The sequence below is a fragment of the Pontibacter virosus genome (assembly GCF_003096355.1).
In the GTDB taxonomy this organism is placed as follows: Bacteria; Bacteroidota; Bacteroidia; order Cytophagales; family Hymenobacteraceae; genus Pontibacter; species Pontibacter virosus.
Map to the genome: position 1 here is coordinate 22,942 of NZ_QEKI01000005.1, position 26,787 is coordinate 49,728.

General features: G+C 47.2%; 26 protein-coding genes. 16 read left to right on the forward strand and 10 right to left on the reverse strand.

The features are described from left to right. Positions 1–84: 84 nt before the first annotated feature. Together C8E01_RS09060 and C8E01_RS09065 are read right to left on the reverse strand one after the other, a co-directional pair. Positions 85–477, reverse strand: a complete 393-nt coding sequence (locus tag C8E01_RS09060) for an SPW repeat domain-containing protein (RefSeq protein WP_243409496.1) — start codon at positions 475–477, stop codon at positions 85–87. Between the two features lie 84 nt (positions 478–561). Next, positions 562–1,089: an RDD family protein gene (locus C8E01_RS09065; protein WP_116543057.1), complete on the reverse strand. Its 528-nt coding sequence runs from the start codon at positions 1,087–1,089 to the stop codon at positions 562–564. A gap of 310 nt (positions 1,090–1,399) precedes the next feature. Between C8E01_RS09065 and murI the strand changes: the two genes are divergently transcribed. From murI to C8E01_RS21910, 9 genes are all read left to right on the forward strand, one after another. Beyond that, the gene (gene murI / locus C8E01_RS09070; protein ID WP_116543058.1) at positions 1,400–2,215 is read left to right on the forward strand and encodes a glutamate racemase; all 816 of its coding nucleotides are present in this window, start codon (positions 1,400–1,402) and stop codon (positions 2,213–2,215) included. Positions 2,216–2,630: 415 nt separating this feature from the next. Next, positions 2,631–3,182, forward strand: coding sequence for a hypothetical protein (locus C8E01_RS09075; RefSeq protein WP_116543059.1), 552 nt, complete (start codon positions 2,631–2,633; stop codon positions 3,180–3,182). Positions 3,183–3,342: 160 nt separating this feature from the next. Then, complete coding sequence (locus C8E01_RS09080) at positions 3,343–4,530, forward strand: glutathionylspermidine synthase family protein (RefSeq protein ID WP_116543310.1); 1,188 nt, start codon at positions 3,343–3,345, stop codon at positions 4,528–4,530. A gap of 30 nt (positions 4,531–4,560) precedes the next feature. Further along, positions 4,561–5,319, forward strand: coding sequence for a type I methionyl aminopeptidase (map, locus tag C8E01_RS09085; protein ID WP_116543060.1), 759 nt, complete (start codon positions 4,561–4,563; stop codon positions 5,317–5,319). A 69-nt stretch (positions 5,320–5,388) separates the two neighbouring features. Then, on the forward strand, positions 5,389–6,492 hold the full coding sequence (locus C8E01_RS09090; RefSeq protein WP_116543061.1) for a complex I subunit 1/NuoH family protein: 1,104 nt from the start codon (positions 5,389–5,391) through the stop codon (positions 6,490–6,492). A gap of 121 nt (positions 6,493–6,613) precedes the next feature. Then, positions 6,614–7,219 (forward strand): NuoI/complex I 23 kDa subunit family protein, encoded by a 606-nt coding sequence (locus tag C8E01_RS09095; RefSeq protein WP_243409497.1) that lies wholly within the window; start codon positions 6,614–6,616, stop codon positions 7,217–7,219. A gap of 106 nt (positions 7,220–7,325) precedes the next feature. Beyond that, the gene (locus tag C8E01_RS09100; protein ID WP_116543062.1) at positions 7,326–7,838 is read left to right on the forward strand and encodes an NADH-quinone oxidoreductase subunit J family protein; all 513 of its coding nucleotides are present in this window, start codon (positions 7,326–7,328) and stop codon (positions 7,836–7,838) included. Next, a complete protein-coding gene (gene nuoK, locus C8E01_RS09105) occupies positions 7,838–8,152 on the forward strand; it encodes an NADH-quinone oxidoreductase subunit NuoK (RefSeq protein ID WP_116543063.1) in 315 nt (104 codons plus the stop codon). Before C8E01_RS09100 ends, nuoK begins: the two co-directional genes overlap by 1 nt. 821 nt (positions 8,153–8,973) lie before the next feature. Further along, a complete protein-coding gene (locus C8E01_RS21910; protein ID WP_243409498.1) occupies positions 8,974–9,723 on the forward strand; it encodes a T9SS C-terminal target domain-containing protein in 750 nt (249 codons plus the stop codon). A 92-nt stretch (positions 9,724–9,815) separates the two neighbouring features. Here the strand turns inward: C8E01_RS21910 and C8E01_RS09115 are convergent, their stop codons facing one another. The 4 genes from C8E01_RS09115 to C8E01_RS09130 form a co-directional block, all read right to left on the reverse strand. Further along, the gene (locus tag C8E01_RS09115) at positions 9,816–10,142 is read right to left on the reverse strand and encodes a HesB/IscA family protein (protein ID WP_007656691.1); all 327 of its coding nucleotides are present in this window, start codon (positions 10,140–10,142) and stop codon (positions 9,816–9,818) included. Between the two features lie 13 nt (positions 10,143–10,155). Further along, positions 10,156–10,563 (reverse strand): hypothetical protein, encoded by a 408-nt coding sequence (locus C8E01_RS09120; protein WP_116543065.1) that lies wholly within the window; start codon positions 10,561–10,563, stop codon positions 10,156–10,158. A gap of 15 nt (positions 10,564–10,578) precedes the next feature. Beyond that, on the reverse strand, positions 10,579–10,992 hold the full coding sequence (iscU, locus tag C8E01_RS09125; protein WP_018478387.1) for a Fe-S cluster assembly scaffold IscU: 414 nt from the start codon (positions 10,990–10,992) through the stop codon (positions 10,579–10,581). Between the two features lie 90 nt (positions 10,993–11,082). Continuing rightward, complete coding sequence (locus tag C8E01_RS09130; protein ID WP_116543066.1) at positions 11,083–12,297, reverse strand: IscS subfamily cysteine desulfurase; 1,215 nt, start codon at positions 12,295–12,297, stop codon at positions 11,083–11,085. A gap of 117 nt (positions 12,298–12,414) precedes the next feature. Between C8E01_RS09130 and mce the strand changes: the two genes are divergently transcribed. The 4 genes from mce to C8E01_RS09150 all read left to right on the forward strand — a co-directional run bounded on the left by mce (position 12,415) and on the right by C8E01_RS09150 (position 15,719). Beyond that, entirely contained in the window at positions 12,415–12,816 is a 402-nt protein-coding gene (gene mce / locus C8E01_RS09135) for a methylmalonyl-CoA epimerase (RefSeq protein WP_116543067.1), read from the forward strand. A gap of 112 nt (positions 12,817–12,928) precedes the next feature. Next, the gene (locus C8E01_RS09140; protein WP_116543068.1) at positions 12,929–13,501 is read left to right on the forward strand and encodes an L-threonylcarbamoyladenylate synthase; all 573 of its coding nucleotides are present in this window, start codon (positions 12,929–12,931) and stop codon (positions 13,499–13,501) included. Between the two features lie 143 nt (positions 13,502–13,644). Further along, a complete protein-coding gene (locus C8E01_RS09145) occupies positions 13,645–14,076 on the forward strand; it encodes a hypothetical protein (RefSeq protein ID WP_116543069.1) in 432 nt (143 codons plus the stop codon). A 215-nt stretch (positions 14,077–14,291) separates the two neighbouring features. Then, complete coding sequence (locus tag C8E01_RS09150; protein WP_116543070.1) at positions 14,292–15,719, forward strand: CCA tRNA nucleotidyltransferase; 1,428 nt, start codon at positions 14,292–14,294, stop codon at positions 15,717–15,719. 117 nt (positions 15,720–15,836) lie between these two features. Here C8E01_RS09150 and C8E01_RS09155 read toward each other — a convergent pair whose 3' ends face one another. Together C8E01_RS09155 and C8E01_RS09160 are read right to left on the reverse strand one after the other, a co-directional pair. Then, positions 15,837–18,362 carry a GIN domain-containing protein gene (locus tag C8E01_RS09155; RefSeq protein ID WP_116543071.1) on the reverse strand — a complete coding sequence of 842 codons (2,526 nt, stop codon included), beginning with the start codon at positions 18,360–18,362 and terminating at the stop codon, positions 15,837–15,839. Further along, positions 18,359–18,703, reverse strand: a complete 345-nt coding sequence (locus C8E01_RS09160) for a PadR family transcriptional regulator (RefSeq protein ID WP_116543072.1) — start codon at positions 18,701–18,703, stop codon at positions 18,359–18,361. Before C8E01_RS09160 ends, C8E01_RS09155 begins: the two co-directional genes overlap by 4 nt. Before the next feature lie 284 nt (positions 18,704–18,987). On the opposite strand from C8E01_RS09160, the gene C8E01_RS09165 reads away from it, so the two are divergent. From C8E01_RS09165 to C8E01_RS22060, 3 genes are all read left to right on the forward strand, one after another. Continuing rightward, a complete protein-coding gene (locus C8E01_RS09165) occupies positions 18,988–20,082 on the forward strand; it encodes a putative type IX sorting system protein PorV2 (RefSeq protein ID WP_243409499.1) in 1,095 nt (364 codons plus the stop codon). 28 nt (positions 20,083–20,110) lie between these two features. Further along, a complete protein-coding gene (porU2, locus tag C8E01_RS09170; protein ID WP_116543073.1) occupies positions 20,111–25,195 on the forward strand; it encodes a putative type IX secretion system sortase PorU2 in 5,085 nt (1,694 codons plus the stop codon). 68 nt (positions 25,196–25,263) lie between these two features. Next, on the forward strand, positions 25,264–25,386 hold the full coding sequence (locus C8E01_RS22060) for a hypothetical protein (protein WP_262509641.1): 123 nt from the start codon (positions 25,264–25,266) through the stop codon (positions 25,384–25,386). On the opposite strand, the gene C8E01_RS09175 is transcribed toward C8E01_RS22060, so the two are convergent. Together C8E01_RS09175 and fmt are read right to left on the reverse strand one after the other, a co-directional pair. After that, the gene (locus tag C8E01_RS09175) at positions 25,361–25,852 is read right to left on the reverse strand and encodes a dihydrofolate reductase (protein ID WP_116543074.1); all 492 of its coding nucleotides are present in this window, start codon (positions 25,850–25,852) and stop codon (positions 25,361–25,363) included. The genes C8E01_RS22060 and C8E01_RS09175 overlap by 26 nt on opposite strands. After that, positions 25,849–26,784, reverse strand: coding sequence for a methionyl-tRNA formyltransferase (gene fmt / locus C8E01_RS09180; RefSeq protein WP_116543075.1), 936 nt, complete (start codon positions 26,782–26,784; stop codon positions 25,849–25,851). The genes C8E01_RS09175 and fmt overlap by 4 nt, the downstream gene beginning before the upstream one ends. Between the last annotated feature and the right edge of the window lie 3 nt (positions 26,785–26,787).

The window sequence follows — 26,787 nt, forward strand, 5'->3', positions numbered from 1 at the left end:
GCATTTCTGCGCTATGGAGCAGGCAAAATAAAACAGGCTGACCTGATGGAGTCAGCCTGTTGCGTTACACATGGTTTATGTGGTTTATCTTAAAGGATCTTCGTGTACTGCATTCGTCTTGTAAGCCCTGCTTGGCGTACGGTGTGTCGTCAGCGAAGCCAGTATCGAGAATACACCGAAGATCAGGTGTGGCGTATAAACGCGGTCAGCAAAGCCAAACAGCCATGGTGATAGCGCCAGGATAACGCCTATACCAAAGTCAAGCATCAAGTGCGTCTGCATCGGGATCTTTTTCACCAGACCCATTTCGAAGTCCGTCAAGATCGTTTGCATAAGCACAATCGCACCAATTACAACAGGTACCCACGTTTCGGCACCACCGGCGGCAAAGTCAAACAGCCAGGGCGATGCGATGAGTAAAACACCATATAAATAGTCCAGTATTCCATGAAAACGGGTTGGGATAAAACGCATCATTGCCTCCTTTCTTGTTGTTTTACAAGGTATAATATACGTTCGGATAAAAGGGGTGTTGGGTATATAGTGAAAAAATAGTGCAATTTATTGGTCCGTCATTACCAGGGTGCGGGCCACGTAATCGTGCAGTGACTGCCTGCGGCGGGTGAACTGTATGAGCAGAAAGCCCAGCAGGAGTGGCAGCGCTGAAAGGATACGGGAAAAATAGCGCACATTTGCCTGCAGGAAAGAAATGCGCTTGCCGCGTAGGTCCGTCACTTTCAGGCCTAAGGTAAACTTGCCAACGGTTGCCTGCTTCGGTGAAGCCTCCAGCAGGGTATAGTAGAGCCAGTGTAGCACAGGGAAATACAGGCTGTAGAAGAACAGCTGCAGCACCGCCTCAAACTCAAGTAAGCTTATACCGCCATTGTACACCACCTGCTTCCATGTATTGAATTGCATTGAGTGCTCAGCCATAGAGTAAAGGATGATCGAATACCAGAACACGAGTATGGTCGTATCGATAAGGAACGCTACAAAGCGACTAATAAAACTACCATACAGAGGAGCGCGTTTCACAACTGGTGAAGCGGTCGAAATGATAAATGCAGAGTCTGTGATAGCTGTTGGCATAAGGGTTAGGCTGAGGGGTGGATAATCTGCTTTATCTGCTCTGTTGATAAAGCCAACGTGGTGCTGCTTGTGGTAGCTAAAGGTGAATATTGGTATTCACTTTAGTATAAGGTAGTTAAATATAAATGATTAAAATTATTTTAAAAAATATATTGTAAAAATAATATTTATCTATTTTAAATCAGTCCCTACGCTGATTTACAACTCAATAATAAGTTTGAAAAATTCAATGCAAGCATTAAAATAAGTGAATGATCTTAAAATCATGGTGAACATCTTATTTAGTTGTTTTTAGCATAACTTAGCGCCTATGGGAGAAAGAAAAAGAACATACCCAATCGGGGTTTTTGACAGTGGTATTGGCGGACTTACAGTAGCCCAAGCGATTGTGGCGGAGTTGCCCAATGAACGGCTGGTATACTTCGGCGACACAGCCCACTTGCCTTATGGAGATAAGTCAACCGCCGCGATACAGGCCTACGCCGTTAAGATATGTGATTTGCTGCTCCGCCAACATTGTAAAGTGATTTTGATAGCCTGCAACTCGGCCTCTGCAGCTGCTTACGAACTCGTGAAGGAATACGTGGGCAGTAAGGCCCGTGTGCTCAATGTAATCGATCCGGTGGTGGAGCATATTGGCAAGACCTACGCGGGCAAAACCATTGGGCTTATCGGCACGAAGCAAACAGTCAACTCGAATGTGTACCTCAAAAAGATCGATGCACTGGATCTGGAAATTACGCTGAAATCTTACGCCACGCCGTTGCTCGCCGCTATGATCGAAGAGGGCTTCTTCAATGATTCCATCTCTGAGAATGTGATTCACACTTACCTGTCGGCCCACGAACTGCAAGGTATAGAGGCACTGATACTGGGTTGCACGCACTATCCGCTCATCAAGAAACAGATCGAAAATTACTACCAAGGCAAAGTGGATGTGCTCGACGCCAGCCAGATCGTGGCAAAACACGTCCGCAGGTTTTTGGAAACCAATGACCTGGTTTCAGAGGAGCTGCTAAGCGACCATGCCTTCTATGTGTCGGATTTTACCAGGTCATTTGAAGAAAGCACCCGCATCTTTTTTAAACGGAAAGTGCACCTGGAGCATTACCCGCTGTGGGAGTAGGGGAAGTTTGGGAGTTTTAGAGTTTAGGAGTTAGAGAGTTATAATGTAGCGACGTTAAACCATAGAGTTGTTGAAGTCTGTATCCATTTGCAATTCTTGCAAGCGTGTAAGTTAATACCTTCTGAGAAAATGGTTTCAATCTAAGGAGGCACACCCAAATTTACCGTCATTCAGTTAAGAAACTTGGTTAAAATAGAGGGCCCTTAGCCCGGGAAGGTTGAGCCAATACCATTTGCTACCAAGATCCTTTCAGGATGACAAAACAGTAGAGTCAAACGGCTCTGCTCTCTGGAGGAGTAGGTCAATCGTGCACCCAGCAATTTAACCATTCAGTAATTCAACAAGCAAACCCAAACCCCATCCTTCCAAAAATCCCGTAAAATGAGTACCTTTATACTGCAACCGAGAAAATCTTATGAAAAAGCGATATTTGACCATAGGGGACTTTAAGCGCAATGCCTTTATTGTAGCGGCCGCCGCTACAATGGGGTTGACCAGCTGTGACTCCAATACGCAAACCAACGATGAATGGAATGCCGGCACAGAGGTGCCAGTGCCGGATGGGGTCGTAACGGAACTGACTGAAGAAGCACCCGACCAGTGGAAGATCACCGATGAGCGCACTACAGCGCCGGGCCAGAACATGGCCATTTTGAAGTACAACGACGGCCGCGTGGACACGCTGCAAGGGCTGGCGCTCGAAAATCAGATGCGTGATATTGCCAACAATCAGCAGCAGTACAATCAAGGCGGTTTCGGTATGGGCAACGTATTGTGGTGGAGCGCCATGGGCTTTATGGCGGGCCGCATGATGTCACCTAGACCTGCTTACTACGCTAACCCTGCTGTAATGAATAACACGGCCGCCTGGCGTCAGAACGTGCAAACGTATCGTCAGCAGTCTACCGCGCCGCGCTCAGGCCAGCGTGGCTACTTCCGTGGGCGCAGCAGCGGAGCGGGAGCCTAAGCAGATAAGACAAGCAGGACCTCCCGGAGGTATAAACATTTTGCAGGTATAACGGCTTGTTTCGAAGGTGTTATACCTTATTCTGAAGGTATCTGTATAAGCCGCTATGCTTGTGCCGATACCTTCTTTCGCGTTTCAACCTTTTAGTTCAAAGCATTTCATGTCAGAAAATTCGAAGACAAGCATACAGGTGAAACCCCATAAAGGGGATGTGGAGAAGGCAGTGCGCGGTCTGGGCTGGGAGTGGTGCGTGGAAGACGGCTGCGCCAATTATGTGCCCGGCGAAGCGGTCGTCATCACGGAAGAGGAAGCCGAGGAGCTGCTCGATGCCGCCAGCTCCCTCTATACCATGATGGCACAGGCCATTCCGAATGATCTTCCGGATGCTTTCCTGAAAGTGCTGGGTATACCGGAAAACCTTTGGCAACTGGTGCGCCTCTCCTGGAACGACGAGCGGCAGGTGCATCTGTATGGCCGATTTGACCTGGCCATGACACCGGATGGACCCAAGATGTTGGAGTTTAATGCCGATACTGCCACCTCTATACCTGAAACTGCCGTGGTGCAGTGGGCAAGTCTGGCTGCAGCTGGTAAGCATGATGCTTTGCAGTATTCTGGTCTGTACGAAGCTTTGGTAGAGCAGCTCAGGGTATGGCGTGAGCGAAATGAAGACTTAGCGCCTGCCTTACTGGTTACTTATATCGGGGCTAGCGCCGAGGACGAGGCTAACTGCTCCGTTATTACGCAAGCCGCTAATGAAGCGGGTTTCGATGCCCACCTTTGCCCGATCGAAGAGGTAAGCTTCTCAACAGAAGGCGAAGAAAAAGGCGTTTGGGCGCAGGTAGAGTCGGAGCAGTGGCGCCACTTTCCGTTCCTGTTCAAGCTCCTGCCCTGGGAGCAGATTGTCTGGGAAGAGCCCGAACTCTTGCAAACTCTGACCTTGCTGGCCCGCTCTCGCACCATTACCATCGCCAACCCTGCCTATACCTTGTTGTTTCAAAGCAAAGGCATGCTGGCCTGGCTCTGGAAGGCTTTCCCATACCACCCGCTTTTGCTGGAGGCCGATATCGAGCCGTTGACGGGTAAGTACATCAAGAAACCGTACTTCGGGCGTGAAGGACAGAGCGTGGAGGTAATGGACCGTGGACGTGTGACAAAAGTTCGGGGTGAGTACGATAAGCAGCAGCAGGTATACCAACGCTGGTGCGAACTGCCAGAAGACACCAAAGGCTACCAGTACCAGGCCGGGGTGTTTTGGTCAGGCGAAGGGGCTGCCATCGGTTTCCGCCGCGAGAAAGGCATCATCACCAACCTTTCGCAGTTTGTGCCCCATTTGGTGGAGGGATAGTGTTTTATTCAAGTTGAGAAAGGTATAGCGATGTCAATAGAATCAGAAGAGGATCTGGTAGGTATAAAAAAGGTGAGCGAAGCCGTGGCGCTTACCCTCAAACAAATGCGCGAGCATGCCAAGCCCGGTATGACGACGAAGGAACTGGACGAATTTGGTTATAGTATCCTGCAGTCTTACAGGGCGCAGTCGGCACCGAAGATCACCTACGATTTTCCCGGCTATACCTGTATCAGCATCAATAACGAGGCTGCACACGGTATACCGTCTGATAAAACAGTGCTGAAAGATGGTGACCTGGTGAACATTGATGTGTCTGCTGAGCTCGATGGCTATTACGCCGATAATGGTGGCTCTTTTATCCTGGGAGAGGACATCAACAGCCTGGGCAAGCTAGTGGATACTTCTGTTAGAGCACTGCACAAGGCACTGCAGGAAATAAAAGGCGGTGTAAAAATAGCTGAAATAGGCCGTGTTATAGAAACAGAAGCAAAGAAGAATGGCTTCAAAGTAATCAAGAATCTGGTTGGTCATGGCGTAGGGCGTAGTCTGCACGAAGAGCCCCACGAGATACCTTGTTTCTATGACAAGCACGAGACCCGCAGGTTTCGGAAAAACACCGTGGTAGCCGTAGAAACTTTCATCTCAACCAAAGGAAGCTATGTGCATGAGCAAGGCGACGGTTGGACACTGCTGGCGGATGTGGGAGCTTACGTTGCACAGCATGAACACACGATCCTGATAACAGACGGAGAGCCGATCATCCTGACAGCCGCTAATGGCATTTAACCGGACGGTGCGTTTAGCACATTAGCAGATTAAAAACTACCTTTGCGCGTTCCTAAACCCTGATTGCCTATGCTTGCCTTTTTGCTGACACTTATGCTACTGCTGGGTATCGTCATTGTGTTGGCGTATGCGGAGCGTAAGGTGGCTGCTTTTATGCAAGACCGTATGGGGCCAACCGAAGCCGGACCTTACGGCTCCCTGCAGTCGGTGCTGGATGTGCTGAAGCTGCTGCAGAAAGAAGACATCGTGCCGGCCGCCGCTGACAAAAAGCTTTTTAAGCTGGCACCTATTCTCATCTTTGCCGCAGTGTTCGCAGGCTTTGCCGTTATCCCTTTCACGCCGGATCTTATACCTGCAGGTATAGGCATTGGCGTTTTTTATCTGTTGGCCATCATTTCACTGGATGTGGTGGGCTTGCTTATGGCCGGCTGGGGCTCCAATAACAAGTACGCCATGCTGGGTGCCATGCGCTCCGTGGCGCAAATTGTATCATATGAAATACCGGCCGGATTGGCCATTCTATCTGTTGTAATGATCTGCCAGTCACTCGATTTTCAGGAGATCAGCTACCAGCAAGGTGTCCTGCTCAACCGTTTCCCCGGACTTGAGTTTGAAAAGAACTGGCTCTTCGGTATCGAAGCCTTAGGTATAAATACCACGAACATAGGCGGCATCACAACCTGGAATATTTTCCGCGCGCCGCTTTTGCTGGTCGCTTTTGTGATCTATTTTATCGCATCGCTGGCCGAGAGTAACCGTGCACCGTTTGATATACCAGAAGCAGAATCGGAACTGGTGGCGGGTTTTCACGTGGAGTACTCAGGCTTCCGGTTTGCAATCCTGTTTCTGGCAGAGTACAGCATGATGGTTTTGGTCAGTCTGGTGGCCGTTATCCTCTTTCTGGGGAGTTGGAATACACCGCTGCCGAACCTGACCACGCTGAAGTTGGCCAACTGGACAACCGGCACGGTAGGGGAGCTGTCAGGTATACTGTGGGGTGGCTTCTGGCTGCTCAGCAAAACCTTTGTACTGCTGTTCCTGCAATTGCAGATCCGCTGGACGTACCCGCGTTTGCGTGTAGACCAGTTGATGTACCTGTGCTGGAAAGTGCTTACGCCTGTAGCTTTAGTCATTGTGCTGCTGGCAGGTATCTGGCGGCTGCTAATGGTGTAAGTTTAGATATCAGAAAGTGTAGGAGTTTAAGCGTAAGAAAGAGTAAAGTGTTGAAAATTAGGTTGCTAATTCCTTCTGGGAAGTATCAAATTGGCTTCTAGCTTATTCAGACACAAATAATATGAAAAAATCGTCTGTTACACATAAAACCGGATTCTGGGAAGTAGTGAAGTCGCTGCTGAGTGGCTTGAGGCTGACCTGGCGGCATTTCCGAAATGCCGATAAGCGACGTGCGCCTGTGCCGGTGATGGACGAGAACTACTTTAAGCAGCCAGAGGGACTCGTAACGCTTACTTACCCCTACGAGGCTATACCTGTTCCGGAGAATGGCCGCTACCGTTTGCACAACGAGATAGACGATTGCATTGTGTGCGACCTTTGTGCCAAAATTTGTCCTGTCAACTGCATCACCATCGAATCGGTGAAGGCAACTGAGGAGATCGGGATGACTTCAGACGGCACCAAAAAGCGCCTTTATGCTCCCGTGTTTGATATTGACATGGCCAAGTGCTGCTACTGCGGCCTTTGCACCACGGTCTGCCCAACCGACTGCCTGACCATGACGCCTGTGTACGACTTTGCTGAAGTAGACATTAAGAACATGATCTACCACTTCACGGACCTGACGCCTGAGCAGGCGGAGGAGAAAAAACAGCTTCTGGCCAAGCAACAAGAAGAAATGGCCGCAGCCAAAGCAGCCGCACTCGCCGCCCGAAAGCAGCAATAAATAAAATCGTTAGATTGCTGAAAGGTTGGATACATTCGTTAGGGAGGAAACATGTTGTTGTTCGCTTTTACCAATTAAGCCGTAACTAAAAACCGGAACCGAATAAATGCTTTTTTACATTTTCGCAGCGGTAGCTGTACTATCGGGAGCCTATATGGTGTTGACGCGTAATCTGCTATACGCCGGTTTCTCGCTGCTGCTCACCCTCTTAAGCGTTGCTGCTATCTATGTGCTGCTCTTCGCCGATTTTGTAGCCGTCACGCAACTGATGGTATACGTAGGTGGTGTGCTCGTGCTGATCCTCTTCGGCATCATGCTCAGCAGCCGTGTGCACGATAAGTCCGTGATGTCAGAAAATGTGAATGTTGGATGGGGCATTACGATCTCTATGCTCACGTTGATCGGGTTAAGTTATACCATTTGGAAGGTTGGTTTCAGTTCGCTTCCATGGATCCAACAGGCTGATACTAATGTACTGGCTGGGCAAAAGAGCACGGTGCAGATGATTGGTATAAAACTGATGACCGACTTTGTGCTGCCTTTCGAAATAGCCTCTTTGCTGCTGCTTATTGCGCTTATAGGAGCTGCCTACATCGCCACTGACAAACAGAAAGTATAATGCTGACTCAGATACCCCTCGAACATATCCTACTGCTGAGCGCTGCCCTGTTTACGATCGGCGTCTTGGCTGTCATTACCAAGCGACATGCGGTGGTGGTGCTGATGGGTATAGAGTTGATCTTTAATGCAGCCAACCTCAATTTGGTTGCCTTCAGCCGTCACGACCCCCAATTGATGCAGGGTCAATTATTTTCACTCTTCGTTATCCTGGTCGCAGCTGCAGAAGCTGCCGTGGCACTTGCCATTGTGCTAAGGGTATACCAGCATTTCAAAACGGCTAATCTGAATCAGATTGTGAGTAGGGAGGGGTAGAAGCAGTATCTTCTTTATACCTTTTACAAGTGGCCAAACTTCTCTGTTTACTACATTTCACTCTCCCTAGTCTTACTTTTAGCCGTCGCTAGTAAGGCTCTATCAACTGATAATCAGTGTGATGGTTTTGATTATTCCGTTGTTTGAACATTGTTTGAATTTTCCAAATATTTCCTACCCTTTTTGAACTTTAGGTATATGGTTAAGAGTTAGTATAAATATTTTTTAATAACATAGTTTTACTATAGATATTTATAACTTTACTTTTAGTCATTAATATGAAAATGAACATTGCCCATGCCGCAAATTTAGCGGTGCTGGGAGTCCTGTGGATTGCAGTTGGTTCTATGATGCCCGCTCGAGGACAAGCAATAGAGATGGGGAGGTTCGTAACGACTTATGCCCAGGATTTTAATACGCTTCCTTCAGTCTCAGGCGACTATCAACTGGGCACGAATATTTTCTTGCCAGATGGTTGGGCAGTATATAGCTCTACTGCTAGCTATGCAATGCTGGTAAATAATGGTTCTTCCAATACAGGTGCATTATTCAGTTATGGTCATAATGGTTCTTCCGAGAGGGCACTTGGTGCTATAACCGCTGCAAAATCAGGAGAAGTAACGTATAATCTGCTCCTGCAAAATACATCTGGAAGAACAATTACTGAGCTAGATATAGCCTACATAGCAGAACAATGGCGCGTGGGCAGCGCCAATACTGATGTGCAACGGTTGTTATTCAGCTACGCTATAGCCGAGTACCCTTCTTATTTCAACTTGACCGTTAGTCTCAATACACTTGGCTGGACTACTGTACCATCAATGCAATTTAATAGTCCGGCCCTTAGAAATACGGGGAATATTGACGGTAACGCACCTGTAAATCGAAAAGAGTTCACCTATACCTTACCCGAAGTGATACCTGACGGCTACTACGTCATGCTGCGCTGGTATGACCCCGACGAGTTGCACCAGGACCACGGACTGGCGATCGATGACGTGAAAGTCACCTGGAATTTCGAACCTGATTATATCCCGCTTCCAGTTGAGCTTACTAAGTTTACTGCCCGGGTAGTAGCCAAAGCAGTTGAGCTGAACTGGACAACAGCTTCGGAGCAGGATAGCCGACACTTTGAAGTAGAGCGAAGCGCTGACGCAAAGCATTTTACAACATTAGGCATTGTGAATTCACAAGGTACTACGAGTTTGACCACACACTATACCTTTCACGACCGGGAGCCACTCTTAGGCACATCCTACTACAGACTGAAGCAAGTTGACGAAGACTTGACTTATACCTATACCAATATAATCGCAGTTTCGAACCAGCAGGCCAAGGTAGCCACAGCATACCCGACACTTGCTCAACAGGAATTAAAGGTAGAGTTGCCGCTTGCTCACGTAACCTACGATGCTGCTGTGTATGACAAGATGGGGCGCATCGTACTTCGGCAAAGTCTGAAAGGCTATACCCACTCGTTGAATGTTAGCCGTCTAGGGCATGGCAATTATACCTTGGTTCTCTCGAATGAAATGGGGGAGAGGCAGTCGCTAAGATTTCTGAAGAAGTAGCTATACCTGAAGAGTAGCTACGGCATAGATAGAAAAGCAAAAGAGCCCGCTACTAATAGCGGGCTCTTTTGCTCTGTATAAGCTGCTGTCTTTTAAACGGAGAAGCTGTCGCCGCAACCGCAGGTACGGGAGGCGTTCGGGTTGTTGAAGTAGAATCCCTTACCATTCAAACCGTCTGAAAAGTCGAGTTCAGTACCGGCCAGGTATAGGAAACTCTTCATGTCTACCACTACCTTGATGCCTTTATCTTCGAACTCCTGGTCCATTGGCTTCACCTCGTCGTCGAAGTCGAGGTTATAGGAAAGCCCGGAACAACCGCCTCCGGCTACAGATGCGCGCAGGCGAAACGTATCGTCGAGCTGGGCATCCTGCTTCAGCTTCAATACTTTCTCTTTTGCTTTATCTGATACTGTTATCATAACGATTCTTTCTTTAAGATACCGGATTCAGCACCACACTGAAAACAGTGATTGTGTTCATGTCCCGGCCAAAGTATAACTTGTCGAGTGCCTCGTACATATTACGCGCCCGGAAGTAGGAAGTATTCAACTCCTTGTCACCACGGGCCATCCACTGCACGGTATAGGGGCTCTCTTTTTCCTTGTAACTTTGCACGTAGTCCAGCATTTTACGGAGCACGTCTACCTTATCGTATCCTACTTCTGTGTGGAAGAGGAACGACTGGTGGTGGCGCGGGTTCACCGTAATCAGGTCCAGACGCACTTTGTTGTCCAGCTTTCTGAATTCGAAAAGCAGACTGTCGCCACTTAAGCCTAAGTGGTTTTCAATCTGCTTTTGAATGCGTGCACTCTCAACGTGCACCTCGGTCGTTGACTCCATGCGTGAGTCCAGGTCTTAGTGGTGAGACTTCGGCATTTCCAATGCTGGAAGGCCGTTCTTTACTCTGTAGTCGTTGATGGCAGACTTAATTGCGTCTTCGGCCAGCACAGAGCAGTGGATCTTCACAGGAGGCAAAGCCAGTTCTTCTACAATGTCCATGTTGTCGATGGACAGTGCCTCATCAACAGACTTGCCTTTCAGCCACTCGGTAGCCAGCGATGAAGAAGCGATCGCAGAACCACAACCGAAGGTCTTGAACTTCGCGTCGGTGATGATCTGGTTTTCGTCCACTTCAATCTGGAGACGCATTACGTCACCGCACTCAGGCGCACCTACAAGGCCAGTACCCACGTTGTTCTTCGCTTTGTCAAGCGTACCAACGTTGCGTGGGTTGTTATAATGGTCGATTACTTTATCTGAATAAGCCATAGCTATTTATAATTACTGATTAGTTAATGATTAATGATTAATATATACCGAGCAATTATTCATTCCTCATTATACATTATTAATTAAATCTTAGTGGTCTGCCCACTCAATTGAGTTCAGGTCGATACCTTCTTTAAACATCTCCCAAAGTGGCGACATCTCGCGCAGTTTGGCAACAGCCTCTTTCGTGTGGTTGATGGCATAGTCGATTTCCTCTTCAGTTGTGAAGCGGCTCAAACCGAAGCGCAACGAAGAGTGTGCCAGGTCGTCACTTAGTCCTAACGCTTTTAACACGTAAGAAGGTTCTAAAGATGCTGATGTACAGGCAGAACCCGAAGAAACGGCGATGTCTTTCACGCCCATCATCAGGCCTTCACCCTCTACATATTTGAAGGAGATGTTCGTTACATGCGGCAGACGATGCTCACGTGAACCATTCACATAAGACTCCTCGATGGTCAGAAGCTCTTTCTCTAATCTGTCGCGCATGGCTGAAAGACGAGCAGTATCTTTTTCCATATCCTGCTTGGCAATCTCACAGGCCTTACCCAGACCAACGATACCCGGCACGTTCAGTGTACCAGAGCGCATACCGCGCTCGTGTCCGCCACCGTCCATCTGGGCAGTAACTTTCACACGTGGGTTCTTGCGACGCACATACAAGGCACCAACACCTTTCGGTCCGTACATTTTGTGACCAGAGAAAGCCATCAGGTCAATGCCGTCAGCCTCTACGTCTACAGGAATCTTGCCCACCGCCTGCGTTGCGTCTGTAAAGAACAGCACACCGCGCTTTTTGGCAATGGCAGAAATCTCACGAATCGGCTGAATTACACCCACTTCGTTGTTGCCATACATGATCGAGATCAGGATGGTCTTGTCGGTAATCGACTCCTCCAGTTGCTTCAAGTCAATAAGACCCTCTGCGTTTACTGGCAGGTACGTTACTTTGCCACCGATTTTCTCGATGTGCTTGCAGGTATCCAGCACCGCTTTGTGCTCGGTAGTTGCCGTGATAATGTGGTTACCTTTAGATGCATACATCTCAAACACGCCTTTGATCGCCAGGTTGTCAGACTCGGTAGCGCCAGAAGTGAAGATGATTTCTTTTGGTGAACAGTTGATGAGTGAGGCGATTTGCTCACGGGCATAGTCAACAGCCTCTTCGGCATGCCAGCCGAACGCGTGATTGCGGGAAGCGGCGTTGCCAAACTTGCCAGTGAAGTACGGCATCATGGCCTCCAGCACGCGCGGGTCAAGCGGTGTAGTGGCGTTGTTGTCTAAGTATATCGGGAATGTTAGCATATCACTATTTTTTATCTCTTTTTGTACTGTTGTAATAACAGTTGTGAGAAATTATTAGTTTTGAATTCCCTGCAAAATTAACAAAAAAAGGTTACTTAGACTAATTACAAATTGAAAATGGTAAACGTAGAACATATAGGTATAGCGGTTAAAAATTTCAGTGCGGCAAATGCCCTGTATTTTAAACTGCTGGGCGTAGAGCCCTATAAAACAGAGTTTGTGGAGTCAGAGGCAGTAAACACCTCTTTCTTCAAGGTAGGTGGCACTAAAATAGAGCTTTTAGAGGGTACCACACCCGATAGTGCCATCAGCAAATTCATCGAAAAGCGCGGTGAAGGTATACATCATATTGCCTTTGAAGTGGAAGATATACTTGCTGAAATGGACAGACTGAGAGGAGAAGGCTTCATACTTCTGAACGAAACACCCAAAAAAGGTGCCGATAACAAGCTGGTGTGCTTCGTGCACCCTAAAAGCGCCAACGGGGTGTTGGTAGAACTGACGCAGGAGATTAGGTAAATTGTTGAATGGCTGCATTGTTGAATTGTTGAACTCAGCTATTATTTCTGTTTGGGTGTAAACTCTTAGAGAAACAACCATTTAACAATTAAACAATTTAACCATCAAAAAAATGAATCACTTACTGAAAGCGGTACAGGCGGCAGAAGATGAGTTGCTGGTTGGCAACGTCATTTTATACCCGACCGATACGGTTTGGGGCATTGGCTGTGACGCCGAAAATGCCCAGGCTGTTAAGAAGATTTTTAAGATAAAGGAGCGGGAGGAGTCCAAGTCGATGATCGTGCTGGTAAGCGATGTGGAAATGCTGCGCCGCTACGTGCGTGATTTGCCAGAGGATTTTGAAGAGTTGGTCAACGCACAGGAGCGACCTACGACCTTTGTGCTGTCAGGGGCCCAGAACCTGCCCCAGGAACTGATTGCTGAAGACGGCAGCATTGGTATGCGCATCGCCAAAGATGAGTTCTGCCACCGCCTGATGCAGCAAATCGGTCGTCCGCTAGTGTCTACCTCGGCCAATGTGAGCGGAGAACCTGCACCTAAAGCTTTTTCTGAGGTATCTGATACCATAAAGGAGCGGGTTGATTATGTGGTGCAGTGGAGGCAGGATGAAGACGTGGAAGCGCGACCTTCGCGTATTATTAAAATTGATGAAAGCGGGAAGCAAACGGTAATCAGGGAGTAAGGTGTAGGTATAGCGAAGAGCCACTGCTCGCTTCAACTGGTGAAAAATTATTATTTGAGCAATTAATCGACTAAGATGACTGCACCAGCAACAATCTATTGCGATATATCAGAAAGCTTGATGGAGTGAAAAATAAAAACTGTATGAATTTCTTGGAAAAAACGTCATCGAATGAGACCGTGAGGTTTATTTTGGTTTCAGCGGCCTTAGTGTGCATACTTTTAGCAATAGAGTCGTGCAGAGAAGTAATTGATTACAAAGGGAAGTTCAGAATCAATAGTAGAGAAATTGATAATTCGTTGGCTGACTCCGTCTTGATTTATGGAAAAGTGGTTAGTGCTATCGATACTCTTTCACCAATGGCGGATGCCAGAATATGGGTTGATAAGCTATCAAAAAGCACTCAATCGAACTTGAATGGGCTTTACATTTTAAAAATACCTGCCGGAATATTTACCATTTATTGCAAAGAAGATTTTGGCGCGGATGAATTTACCGAATCGATAAAAGACCTAACATTATTACCAAATGAAAAAGTTGAAATTGATTTCTACTTAGGAGGTAGGGTTGAATGAGAATCAATAGTTAATGAACTACAAAAGCAAGTTGCCTCAGTTTGAGAGTGCATTTTATAAAGTATAACTACAGGGTATAACAGGTATGGAGATGTTTATTTTACCTGTTTCAACCAGAGCCCCACACCAAATTTTACCCACGCTCTGAATTTATCTCTTTATTTTTGTGCCTCGGGCCTGCGGTTCTGCATTGCCCGAGGTTTTGATTTTTTTGAATGGATACGATAAAATTACCAGAGCACCCCATATTCGATACCGTGGCCGCTGCCGCTGCCGAAGTAGGCGTAGACGCTTACGTGATAGGCGGCTTTGTGCGTGACTTGGTTCTGAAAAGACCCTCTAAAGATATTGACGTGGTGTGCGTGGGCAATGGCATCGAGTTGGCCGAGCGCGTGTCGCATAAGCTGCCGCACAAGCCCAAAGTGTCGGTATTCAAACATTTCGGGACGGCTATGCTACGTTCGGGTGAGTGGGAAGTGGAATTTGTAGGCGCCCGAAAAGAGTCTTATGTGGAGCACTCCCGCAAGCCTGAGGTTGAGACGGGTACGCTGGAAGACGACCTGAAACGACGCGACTTCACCATCAACGCCTTAGGTATAAGCCTGAACGAGGGCAGCTACGGGCAGCTGATCGACCGCTTTGATGGCATTAAAGACATGAAGCGCAAGATTATCCGCACGCCGCTGGAGCCAGGCATCACGTTCTCCGACGACCCGCTACGCATGATGCGCGCCATCCGCTTTGCCTCCCAGCTCAATTTCGATATTGCCCCCGAGACCTTCGATGCTATCATCGATAACAAGGAGCGCATCAAGATCGTGTCGCAGGAGCGCATCACCGACGAACTTAACAAGATTGTGCTTTCTCCGAAGCCATCCTATGGCTTTAAATTGCTTTTTGCATCAGGCCTATTGCAACTGATCTTCCCGAAAATGGCAGAATTGCAGGGTGTAGAGACGGTGAAAGGTAACTCGCACAAAGATAACTTCTACCATACCCTGCAGGTGCTCGACAATGTGGCAGAAGTGTCGGAAGACCTGTGGCTACGCTGGTCCGCCATCTTGCATGACATTGCGAAGCCTGACACCAAGCGCTACCATGAAAAAGTAGGCTGGACCTTTCACGGACACGAGGAGCGAGGCGCCCGCATGGTGCCCAAGCTGTTCAAATACCTGAAACTGCCGCTAAACGAACACATGAAATTCGTGCAGAAATTGGTTCGACTGCATTTGCGGCCCATCGCACTGGTGAAAGATACTGTAACTGATTCGGCTATACGCAGACTCCTGTTTGAAACGGGTGACGATATTGACGCGTTGATGAAACTTTGCCGTGCCGACATCACTTCCAAAAACGACACCAAGGTGAAGCGTTACCTGCAGAACTTCGATAAGGTGGAGAAGCGACTGGTAGAGGTAGAGGAGAGTGACAAACTACGCAACTTCCAGCCCGTAATTACTGGTGAGATCATCATGGAGACGTTCGACTTAAAGCCGTCTAAAACAGTGGGGGAGCTGAAAGAGGCCTTGACGGAGGCAATATTGGAAGGGACCGTTAAAAACGAGTTTGGCGAAGCCTTCGCATTCCTCCTCAAGAAAGGGGAAGAATTGGGACTTCGCCAGGTAAACTCACCAAACAACTAAACAAACAAATCACTCAGGTATAGAACCTGCAATTTGGTATAAAGTTTTATTTTGTACTAAGAGCAGGTATAGGAAAGGGATAGGCCAAACGGCCTATCCCTTTTTCTTGTAAACTTATTACAGCCTAGACACCTTACTGGCACCGGCAACATCGGTCACGACATTGCTTGGATTGCCTTTGTAACGTACCTTGCTAGCGCCCGCTGCATCGGCACGCAACGTGTTGGTGGCATGCACATCCGCAGAACAAGCACCGACCGCCTCTATCTCTACCGTATTAGCGACTAGTCTGCTGGCGTCCAGTTTACTAGCGCCTGCAATATCCATGTCCACGTTATCGGCGCGACCTGTAAAAGTGCTTTTAGAAGCTCCTGCGATATCGGCTTTCAAACGGCTCACATTCACATCCACAAAAGCCTGCGTAGCACCCGTCAAGCCGAGATTGAGATTGTTTGACTTAATGTGCCCGATATCCGCTTTGATGGCACCGCTCAGGTCGATGCTGCGGAGGTCTGGCGCTGTAATCTGGATCAACACCGTTTTCTGTCTTTCGAACAGCTTAATGGTGCGGTCTTCGTGCTCGATCACCAGTTCGTTTCCGTTCTTCCTGATTTCCATTTTTTTCAGGTCATCGGCGTCGCCACTGGCTGTTACGCTGTAGGCACTGCCTTGCGTAATCTGCACGTGGTATGCACCGTTCACCGTAATCGCATCGAAGTCGCTGAAGTCGTAGGTCTGTTTGTTCGAGCTGTACTCAGCCTCGTTCATCAGCACACTTCCGCCAGCGCCCATGGTAGCAGCGGCATTGTAAGTGAAATCGCTGTCAGCTACGTCGAGCGTGTCAGAGGCGCAGGTGATGCAGGCAAGTAGGTTGCCTTTTACCTGCCAAAGGTTACGCAGGGTTTTCTCACGGCTATACTCTTCTTCAAAAGCACTGCTCGGCACCATGCGCAGGAAGTTGTTGGTCATGCGCAGTTGCTTGTCCTGCGGAATCATCAACGTCACGTCCATGCGCTGCTTGCGGTAAGCCGCCCCGGAAGCAAACTCAAAGCCGTCATCGAAACGGATCGTAGAGTCGGTCTGCACCACGCGGTAGGTTACCATGCGGGCGTTCTGCTGTGCTTCAGCTTCGGTTTTGCCCTTGGCCTGCAGGCGTTGTTGCACTTCCAGGTTGGAGCCGCTGTGGCCCTGCACATCAAAGTAAATGCGGTTTTCATGCGAAGAGTTCGTGTTATACCCGTCCAGCGTGATAGTAGGGTATGGACCCACCGGGAAGGATTGCGAAGTCACTACTTCGCCTGAGCGACGGAAGTTCTCAGCGTGCGCCGCAATAAAGGCGATCATGGTGAACAAACTGATCAGCCAGATGCCGAACAATGACCAGCCAACCAATGGGCGCATAAAGAAGCGTTTCGCCAACAAGCCAATGGCAAGCAGGATCAGGAACAGTATAGGTATAAGGCCTACAAAAAAACCTGCCACCAGTCCGAGCCGGGGAAAGCCCTCCAGAAGCACGGAGGCCGGAAAATCACCCATCATGAAGGCCGAATCACCATCTACTATACCTAGCGTCACAAACAAAGATGTGAAAAGCGCCACTGTCAGGCCAAGTGAAATAACCAATAGGGTGACACCTGCAGCTACTCTGATCAATGTAATTAAGACACCAAGTATAGGTCCCAGGCCACGGCCCAGCCAGTTGATCACCTGCGAGATGATGCGAAAAGGCAGTAACAGTACTTTGGCGGCAGTGCTTTCCTCTCCGTTTTGGTCTTTCATATTCAGGTTTTCCTTGAGCGTGTGCTCAATACTGGCCAGCGTAACGGGGTTTCCCTGCATTTGCATACGTTCGGTTAGGCTGGCCGCCTCCGGGACCGCTACCCAGAGGATAATGTAGGCCAGTATACCAAAGCCACCCGCAAAAATCAGGGCCAGAAACAGGATGCGAACAACGGCTACATCCACACCGAAATACTTCGCGATACCACTTGCCACACCCGCTAGTTTCTTGTCGTCGGGGTCGCGGAACAGCTTTTTCACCGTAATTTCAGGCAAAGAGTAGTTCACAGGCAGCGCAATCCAGAGGATAATGTAGAGAATCAGGCCAAAAGAACCTGAGATACCCTCGGTGACTGGGGTGCCGATTACCAGGAACACGAAAATAAGGCGAATCCATACTGGATCTACATTCAGGTAATTGGCTATACCTGCCGATACACCACTTACAACTTTGCGGCTCACATCGCGGTACAGGCGTCTTGGTCGGGCTGCAGTTGCTGCCGCAGCTGCGGCGGCACCTCCGGCATCAGCAAACTCAGGCTCAGGAGCACCAGTGCTGTATGCTTGTCTTGCGTGCGGCATTTCCTCTTCCATCGGCTCGAGTATCTCGAAATCAGTCACTTCACCCATCTGCGCAATCAGAGCCTGCACATCTTCTAGCGTGATCACTTGTTTGCCTGGAGAAAGGCGCGTTGAAAAGATCTCCGCAATGCGTGCCTCGATATCGGCTACAATCTCCTCGTGCCCTTCGTAGCTCGAAAAGTAGTTGCGGATAGAGGTAAGATAGCGGCTCAGTTGCTCATACCCATCCTCCTCGATGTGGAAGATGATGCCTTGCAGGTTGATATTTATGTTCTTTTTCATAATTGCTGCGCTTTCTTGTTATGGATGATGAATTCGGTGGAAGCTACCAGTTCGCCCCATGTGTCCCGGAGCTGGTCCAGGAATGTGCGTCCGGTCTCGGTAAGCGTGTAGTACTTGCGGGGTGGCCCAGAGGTAGATTCGACCCAACTATAGTCGAGAAGCCCCGCGTTCTTGAGGCGAGTAAGGAGGGGGTAAAGGGTGCCCTCCACTACTATCATCTTGGCAGCTGTTAGCTCCTCCAACATATCGGACGCATATACCTCACCACGAGAGATAATCTCCAGTATGCAGAATTCCAGAATTCCCTTCCTCATCTGCACTTGTGTGTTTTCTACTTTCATGATGATTCCGTTTAATGTTGAAGCAAAGTTATTAAAAGGTACTATGTAAAACAAGGTACTGTTTAAAAATAATTACGAAACTTTTTCCAAAGGGTTTAAGTGGCAGTTAATTGTGGATAAAAATGATTATTTTTGAATGCGAAAAAATGTCGCATAAAGTCAACTAATTCAGTTTCTGAAGTGTTAGGAGGCAAATTGCCATACCTGGAGAGCGTTAAATTTTTTTTAAGACCGAGCGAATAAATTCTTTTAAAGACCCCTGAAGCTACAGTATACCTGTGCCTATGAACAGATTTACCCTTTCTATACTTATTGTCTTGTTGTGTTTTGTGAGTGGGGCTGTGCAGGCGCAGGTGTCCACGCCGAAGTACAGTAACGAGTTTTTGAACATTGGCGTGGGAGCCCGTGCGCTCGGCATGGGCAACGTGCAGGTCGCCTTTGCCGATGATGCCACGGCTGGCTTCTGGAACCCGGCTGGCCTTGTGCAGTTGCAGAACAAGTATAACATCGCCCTGATGCACTCGGAGCTTTTTGCAGGCATAGCCAAAAACGACTTCGGCAGTTTTGCCATGCCCATCGACTCCAGCAGTGTGCTGGCCGTTTCGGTTATCCGCCTTGGCGTCGATGACATTGTGGACACCCGTCGCCTGCAAAACGAGTATGGCTACATCCAATACGATAGCATTCGCTTTTTTTCAGTGGCAGACTATGCCATGCTCCTTTCCTATGCGCGTAAAAGTAATTTGATACAGGGGCTAACACTGGGTGTGAACGCGAAGATCATCTACCGTAACGTGGGAGAGTTCGCTAATGCATGGGGTTTCGGTTTTGATGCAGGCGCCCAACTGCGCCGCGGCACTTGGCAGTTTGGAGTCATGGCTAAAGACGTGACCACTACCTTCACTGCCTGGACGCACAACGTAGAGGCGCTGGAAGCCACTTACCAGCAAACCGGCAACGACCTCCCCGAAAGCACAGCAGAGCTGACGTTGCCACGTTTGGTGTTGGGAGCGGCTAAGAACTTCACTTTCTCTGACAAAATCACAGGTATACTGGCCACTGACGTTGACTTCACTTTCGATGGTAGGCGCAACGTGCTCCTCAAGTCAGACTTTGCCTCCGTGGACCCGCGTGTGGGGATGGAGCTTGCCTATGCCCAAACTGTGTTTGTGCGCGGAGGTATAAACAACTATCAGCAATTCCGGAATTTTGACGGGGGCATGTCCTCAAAGGTGCAACCAAATTTTGGAGTAGGCTTTGAGAATAATGGATTGAACATCGACCTGGCGATGTCGAGCATCAACGGACGCGACGGCAACACGGCCAACGCTGCGGGGCTTTACTCCATTATCATTTCCTTAGGTTATTCTTTCAATTAAAAACATACGGTTTCAAGTTTTACAGCCGATGAAAATAAACAGACTCTTCCAGCAGTTTTTACTCGTTAGCGTGCTTGTGCTCGGCCTGCAGGCAGCTACGCAAGCACAGTCGCCCACGCCCTACGGCAACGAATGGATTGACTACAACAAAACCTACTATAAACTTAAGGTAGTAAACACAGGCCTCCACCGCCTCAGCCACGGCTTTCTGGACAGTCTTGGCCTGGCCGATACCAACCCACAGCACTTCCAGCTTTTCAGAAGAGGCAAAGAAGTCGCTATTCACATAGCCGGTGAAGCCGATGGTCGATTGGATAGAGAAGACTTTATCGAATTCTACGGCGAGCGCAACGACGGTAGGCTGGATCAGGATCTGTACAAGAACCCAGCGCATCAGCCGCACCAACTCTATAGTCTTTATACTGATACTGCTGCCTATTTTCTAACAGTGAATCCTGCAGGGGGTAAGCGTATGCAGCAGGTGAATCCTTCGCCGGTGGGGAAGACTCCGGAGCCGTATCATTTGCAGAAGGTGACTCGATTCTTTACGCAAGCATATAATAGCGGAAAATATCATGGAGATGCTTTGTTGTCATGGATGGATGAGGGAGAGGGATATGTGTCTTCCGCTAGACATGTATCGACTGATTATGATATAAACTCTATTGTTAATGTTGCAGATAGTGGACCAAAGCCACAATTGGAATACACAATTAATACTGTAAGCAGCTCTTCTCCAATTACCCATAAAGGCAAAATTAACTTAGTATTGCCTGCTGGAGGTGTTAGAACCTTATTAGAATTTTCTAAAACAGGGGCTGGTTATATAAAGGGGCAAACTATACTTGAATTTTCCGAAATATATTCTCAAAATAAAATAACACTTCGGGCAGTTCCAGATCCTCTCCCACCTCATCAAAGTGGAGATGAAGACAAACGAAATCTGATAGCTTTTTCATACGCAACAGTAACTTTCCCCCAGAGAACTATCTATAATGGTAGCTCAATGTTTTATTATACTGATTCATCGCGTGTTAATGATCCTTATTTTGAATTTGCTAATAACAATACTTCATTAGTTTCTTTAGATGTTACAAATCCTAACGATATAATAAAAATTGAAGGCTACACTATAGGGCAGTCTAAAGGGTTTGTAATCAATACACAAGGTAAAAGCCGAAAAATCTTGCTTGCAAACTCATCATCTCCTTTAAAACCGAGAGGTAAAGTTGATAAAGTTACTTTTAGACAAATCAGCCCAGATGCTCACAATTACATTGTGCTTACAAACAAGAGATTGATGAAACCAGTGTCGGGCTCGATGAGGTCAGGTCCCATTGAGTATACTTCCTATAGAGCATCAGTTCAAGGAGGGGGGTATGATACCTTGCTAGTCCATATGGACCAAATTGTGGACCAATTCCACTATGGGGAGTATTCCTCAAATGCTGTACGTAAATTCATGGCTTATATGATGATTTCTAGTCGTCAAAAGCACCTTTTCATTATTGGTAAAGGGATGAAGTATGCTTCGTCGGACTTTAGAAATGTCGATAAAAGCAGTAGAGCTAGCCTTTACCACGTTGGTTTAAGATATAGTAAAGCATTTGAGGTAGATTTGGTACCTACAGGCATGTTTCCATCTTCGGATGTTTTCTTTACTGCTGATTTTAGAAATAATAAGCATGAACCCCGTGTTCCTACAGGACGTTTACCAGTAACAAAACCAGAGGCAATTATTGATTATCTTAATAAAGTCAAAGAATACGAAGCTCTCCCTGAAGGGCTAGCATGGCGTAAGAATATTCTACACCTTGGTGGAGGAAGTACAGACCCCCAAATAAGACAATTAAAAGGTTGGTTAGATGATTATAAAAGCATTGCTGAGGGACCATTTTTAGGAGCTAATATAATAGGTAAATACCGACAGGGAGTGAGTGCCGTTCAAGACCTTGTCAATGTATCAACAGAAGTAAATGCCGGTTTGTCCATGATAACATTTTTTGGGCATAGTTCAGCTTCAACAAGTGACCTTGAAATTGGCTTTGTATCACAAAATGTTTATGGTTATCGAAATAAGGGAAAATATCCAGTTATTTTAATGAATGGTTGTGGAACCGGAGATGCTTTTATCTATAATTTTAAATCTTTTGGAGAAGACTGGTTACTTACACCAGATAGAGGAGCAATTTCATTCATTGCTCACGCTCATACAGGGGGTGACAGGCCTCTTTATGAGTACTCTCTCCATTACCACCAAGTAGCTTTTAAGGATGAAAAGTTTTATGGAGGTACAATTGGTGAAATCCAGCAAGAAGCTGTTAAACGATATTCAGCTACAGGTTCTTCCAATCTACAATATGTTGCTACGATGACCCAGATGGTGCTTCAAAGCGATCCCGCTATCAGACCTTACGCACCTAGTAAGCCAGATTATGCTTTTAATAACCCAACCTATTCCTTAAAGGATAATAAAGGGGACAATGCTATTTCTTATTCGAACCCGCTGGTACTCAAAGTAAATGCTGTGAATTATGGGAAAGCAATCCTAGATTCTATAAATGTATCTGTTAAACGAACTATCCCTAATGGTGCAGCATTAGAACCTCATGTTATTAAAGTAAAGCCTATTTACAATAGTGATCAATTAGAACTCATATTACCAAATACTGATACTACTGCATCAGGGATGAATAGGTTTGAAATTAAATTGGATGCTACAGATCAAATTGCAGAACTCAATGAAAGTAACAATCTACTTCAAGTGCAACACTTTCTTCCTAAATCAGGAATCTCGATTTTAGCTCCTAATAATTACGCTATTGTAAATAGCAATAATGTAAATCTTATTGTGCAATCAACTCAAATGCGTGCAGAACCTAAAGGCGTATACTTTGAGCTTGATACTACCACAACTTTTTCTTCTACCCTTAAGAAATCCCACACTGCTGCTGCTGGGGTTATTCCTTCTTGGGAAGTAACACTTCCTATTCAACAGAATACGGGGGATAGTACGGTTTTCTACTGGAGAGCTCGTTTTGAAAGTTATGCTAAAGGAGAGGATACAGTATGGGTAGAGAGCTCTTTCAGGTATATACCTGAAACTAATGGAGGATGGTCGCAAAGTCATCAAGGGCAGTTTAAAGAGTCTGAGTTTGGTGGTGCAAGGATTGGGAAAGAGTCTGGTAATTGGGAATTTGATCCACTGTATGCAAATATTGAGATTCGAACAGTAGGTGGGGACGTAAGGTATGGGCAGCCACCATTTGGTATTTTTATAAATGGAACAGTGGCATCACATAACGCATGCGGCAATTTTGAAGCTTCCTCAGCACCACGTATGTACTTCTTCATGCTTGATAAGGAAACATTGGAAAGAACTGTAGTGCCAGGATTTAAGGGCTGTTCTTGGATACCAGATATGTATCAGTTTGGGGATTTGAATAACCCCACTGTTAGAGCAAATATGCAGCGATTCCTAGAAGGTATTCCTGAAGGGAACTATGTGTTAGCAATTAGCATGAATAGAGTGCCTTTTGAAATATTTTCACCAGAACTTAAATCTGCATTCGGTAGCATTGGATCAATTTTGATTCCCAATAATGATGTAAAGAATGGCTATCCTTTTGCTATTATTGGGAAAAAAGGTGCTACTACTGCTCTGGAAGCCACAGCTAACCCCAATGATACTAATATATTACCCACGAGTCAGGAAATCTTTATTAGGACTACACTGCAATCTAAATTACAAGAAGGGTTTGTGACCTCTACCACAATTGGTCCAGCCATAAGCTGGAAAAGTCTACATCATAACATCGAAAAGTATAAGGCAGGCAACGATAGTTATAAGTTGAGTCTGTTTGGGATTAATGCGCAAGGACAGCGCGAATTGCTTAACGATAATATTACGACTAAGTCTTTCGACTTAAGCAATTTAAGTGCTGACCAGTATCCTAACTTACAGCTATCAGCGACACTGACTGATACAGAAGACCGAACGGCCCCTCAGCTTAGGCAGTGGATGGTATATTATGAAGCGGCACCTGAAGGGGTTATAAGGCCTGACTTGGTTGAAGTGAGCGAGGAGTTGATAGTGCAACAAGCAAATCGTGGACGTATTGAAATGCCGATGGCTTTCCAAAATGTGACGCCTTATGCATTTAGGGATTCCATTACAGTAGAAGTAACGTTAACGGGTGACGGGGTAGAGCCGCGTGTGTCACGATTCAAGATTGAGGCATTAGAGGGAAACAAAACAGCAACATTCAATTACACGATGTCAACTTCTGACTTAGACGGTAATTATCGATTATTGATGTATGTGAATCCCCAGTTACAACCTGAGCAGCAGTACCAGAATAACATTTACGAAATTAACTTCGGGGTGAAGTCCAAACTGCACCCAATAATGGATGTGGCTTTCGACGGGGTGCATATCATGGATGGGGAACTGGTGGCACCAAGTCCGCTTATCAGTATTACCATGAAAGACGAAAACAAGCATGTTTACCTTGAGAATGCTGATGCAATGGAGGTTTATCTAGAGGGACCTAATATTCAGGGTCAATATGATGTTATAAAAGAGGCTAAGCCAAGTGAACTTCGTATAAGTCCTGCTGACGAAAAAAATGATTTTCGTTTTGAATATAAACCAGAACGTTTAGAGAATGGGATCTATACTCTCACAGTAAATGGGAAAGATGCAACGGGCAAATTTTCTGGTGCTTCTTCTTACAAAATCAACTTCGAAGTAGAAAACGAATCAAAAATCACGAACTTTTACCCATACCCGAACCCATTCTCTTCCAAGACACAGTTTATATTTACCTTAACTGGTGGCGTGATTCCGGATCAGTTTAAAATCCAGATCATGACGGTGACAGGCAAAATTGTAAAGGAGATTATGCGGGAGGAAATTGGGCCGATCCGCATTGGTAACAATAAGACGGAATATGCCTGGGATGGAACGGATACATACGGCGACAAACTGGCCAATGGTGTATACCTGTACCGAGTGGTTATGCCGAAAGATATCGAAGAAATGAAGCACATCTGGAAAAAAGGTGATAAGGGCTTCGTGAATGGTTACGGCAAGATTTATATCCTGCGATAAGTCAACCCAAACAATACACCATAAATAAAAAAGGAGCGCCTGAAAGCGCTCCTTTTTGCGGCTATACCTTGCGGCTATACCTTGCGGCTATACCTTGCGGCTATACCTTGCGGCTATACCTTGCGGCTATACCTTGCGGCTATACCTTGCGGCTATACCTTGCGGCTATACCTTGCGGCGTAGCTCCTTAAAGGTATAGGCATACTTGTTCTTCTCGTCTGGCTCATGGCTTTCTGCGATTACTTCCTGCCACTCCTCATCTTTTAACTCAGGGAAGAAAGTATCACCATCAAAAGCGTGGTGCACCTCCGTCAGGTATAGCGTATCCACATAAGGCAGCGCCTGTTTATAGATTTCAGCGCCTCCTACAATGCTCACTTGCTCGCTGTCCAGCTCTTTACCTTTTGCAATAGCTTCTTCCACAGAGTTCGCTACAACACAACCTTCGGCTTGGTAATCTTCCTGTCGCGTCACGATGATAGTGGTGCGGCCAGGGAGGGGTTTGCCGATTGACTCAAACGTTTTACGGCCCATAATCATCGGGTGGCCCATGGTCTTTTGTTTGAAGTGGCGTAGGTCGGCGGGTAGGTGCCAGATGAGCTGGTTATCTTTCCCGATGACATTATTCTCGGCTATAGCAACGACGATGGCGATCATACTTGCTCTGTTTTAAAGGTATAGCCCCGCAGTAAATCCTGCACTGGCATGCGCTTTTTGCCTTCCATCTGGAGGTCTAAAATAGAAAGAGCTCCATCGGCAGTTTGCACGTGCAGGTAGGTTTTGTCGTCAGTTTTAAGCTGGCCCGGAGCTAAGGTATAGGTGGTATTATCCAGCACTACTGTCTTGAAAATCTTAAAGGTTTTGCCGTCAAAACGTGTCCAAGCGGCAGGGTAAGGGGAGAGGCCACGGATGAAATCGCGTACCTGATGGGCTGGCTGATTCCAGTTGATTTCGCAGGTTTCTTTGAATATTTTCGGAGCATGCTTCGTCTCTGCAGACGTTTGCTGCGGCTGTGGCTGCACGTCGCCGCGCTCGATGGCCTGCACCGTGCGAACGGCCAGCTCGGCGCCTGTGTATTTCAACTTTTCGTACATGCTGCCAAAGTCGTCTTCTTCTAAAATCGGCACGCGGTCCTGGAAAATCAGGTCGCCTGTGTCGATTTCGTGCTTCAGGAAAAAGGATGTCACACCCGTTTCTTTCTCGCCGTTGATGATGGCCCAGTTGATAGGCGCCGCGCCTCGGTATTGGGGTAGTAAGGACCCATGTATGTTGAAAGAACCCAACTCGGGCATAGCCCACACCGCTTCGGGCAGCATGCGGAAAGCCACGATGATCTGCAGGTTGGCCTTGTAACTGCGCAGTTCTTCCAGAAAAGCCTCTGACTTCAGGTTGGTCGGCTGCAGCACAGGTATACCCTGCGACACGGCGTACTCCTTTACAGGCGATTGCTGTATCTTCTGTCCGCGTCCCGCTGGTTTGTCGGGTGCCGTAACCACGGCTACTACATTATAGTTATGTTCGACGAGTGCTTGCAGGGTAGGCACCGCAAAGTCGGGTGTACCCATAAACACGATTCGCAATTCGGGCATGGT

Coding starts and splice junctions, on each gene's coding strand:
- C8E01_RS09075 (WP_116543059.1), top strand. CDS start 2,631: ATGAAAAAGCGATATTTGACCATAGGGGACTTTAAGCGCAATGCCTTT.
- murI (WP_116543058.1), top strand. CDS start 1,400: ATGGGAGAAAGAAAAAGAACATACCCAATCGGGGTTTTTGACAGTGGT.
- C8E01_RS09080 (WP_116543310.1), top strand. CDS start 3,343: ATGTCAGAAAATTCGAAGACAAGCATACAGGTGAAACCCCATAAAGGG.
- C8E01_RS21910 (WP_243409498.1), top strand. CDS start 8,974: ATGCAATTTAATAGTCCGGCCCTTAGAAATACGGGGAATATTGACGGT.
- C8E01_RS09060 (WP_243409496.1), bottom strand. CDS start 477: ATGATGCGTTTTATCCCAACCCGTTTTCATGGAATACTGGACTATTTA.
- C8E01_RS09065 (WP_116543057.1), bottom strand. CDS start 1,089: ATGCCAACAGCTATCACAGACTCTGCATTTATCATTTCGACCGCTTCA.
- C8E01_RS09140 (WP_116543068.1), top strand. CDS start 12,929: ATGAATCACTTACTGAAAGCGGTACAGGCGGCAGAAGATGAGTTGCTG.
- C8E01_RS09175 (WP_116543074.1), bottom strand. CDS start 25,852: ATGATCGCCATCGTCGTTGCTATAGCCGAGAATAATGTCATCGGGAAA.
- C8E01_RS09120 (WP_116543065.1), bottom strand. CDS start 10,563: ATGGAGTCAACGACCGAGGTGCACGTTGAGAGTGCACGCATTCAAAAG.
- nuoK (WP_116543063.1), top strand. CDS start 7,838: ATGCTGACTCAGATACCCCTCGAACATATCCTACTGCTGAGCGCTGCC.
- C8E01_RS09145 (WP_116543069.1), top strand. CDS start 13,645: ATGAATTTCTTGGAAAAAACGTCATCGAATGAGACCGTGAGGTTTATT.
- C8E01_RS09165 (WP_243409499.1), top strand. CDS start 18,988: ATGAACAGATTTACCCTTTCTATACTTATTGTCTTGTTGTGTTTTGTG.
- C8E01_RS09100 (WP_116543062.1), top strand. CDS start 7,326: ATGCTTTTTTACATTTTCGCAGCGGTAGCTGTACTATCGGGAGCCTAT.
- C8E01_RS09115 (WP_007656691.1), bottom strand. CDS start 10,142: ATGATAACAGTATCAGATAAAGCAAAAGAGAAAGTATTGAAGCTGAAG.
- map (WP_116543060.1), top strand. CDS start 4,561: ATGTCAATAGAATCAGAAGAGGATCTGGTAGGTATAAAAAAGGTGAGC.
- C8E01_RS09155 (WP_116543071.1), bottom strand. CDS start 18,362: ATGAAAAAGAACATAAATATCAACCTGCAAGGCATCATCTTCCACATC.
- fmt (WP_116543075.1), bottom strand. CDS start 26,784: ATGCCCGAATTGCGAATCGTGTTTATGGGTACACCCGACTTTGCGGTG.
- C8E01_RS09150 (WP_116543070.1), top strand. CDS start 14,292: ATGGATACGATAAAATTACCAGAGCACCCCATATTCGATACCGTGGCC.
- C8E01_RS09160 (WP_116543072.1), bottom strand. CDS start 18,703: ATGAAAGTAGAAAACACACAAGTGCAGATGAGGAAGGGAATTCTGGAA.
- C8E01_RS09130 (WP_116543066.1), bottom strand. CDS start 12,297: ATGCTAACATTCCCGATATACTTAGACAACAACGCCACTACACCGCTT.
- C8E01_RS09090 (WP_116543061.1), top strand. CDS start 5,389: ATGCTTGCCTTTTTGCTGACACTTATGCTACTGCTGGGTATCGTCATT.
- mce (WP_116543067.1), top strand. CDS start 12,415: ATGGTAAACGTAGAACATATAGGTATAGCGGTTAAAAATTTCAGTGCG.
- iscU (WP_018478387.1), bottom strand. CDS start 10,992: ATGGCTTATTCAGATAAAGTAATCGACCATTATAACAACCCACGCAAC.
- porU2 (WP_116543073.1), top strand. CDS start 20,111: ATGAAAATAAACAGACTCTTCCAGCAGTTTTTACTCGTTAGCGTGCTT.
- C8E01_RS09095 (WP_243409497.1), top strand. CDS start 6,614: ATGAAAAAATCGTCTGTTACACATAAAACCGGATTCTGGGAAGTAGTG.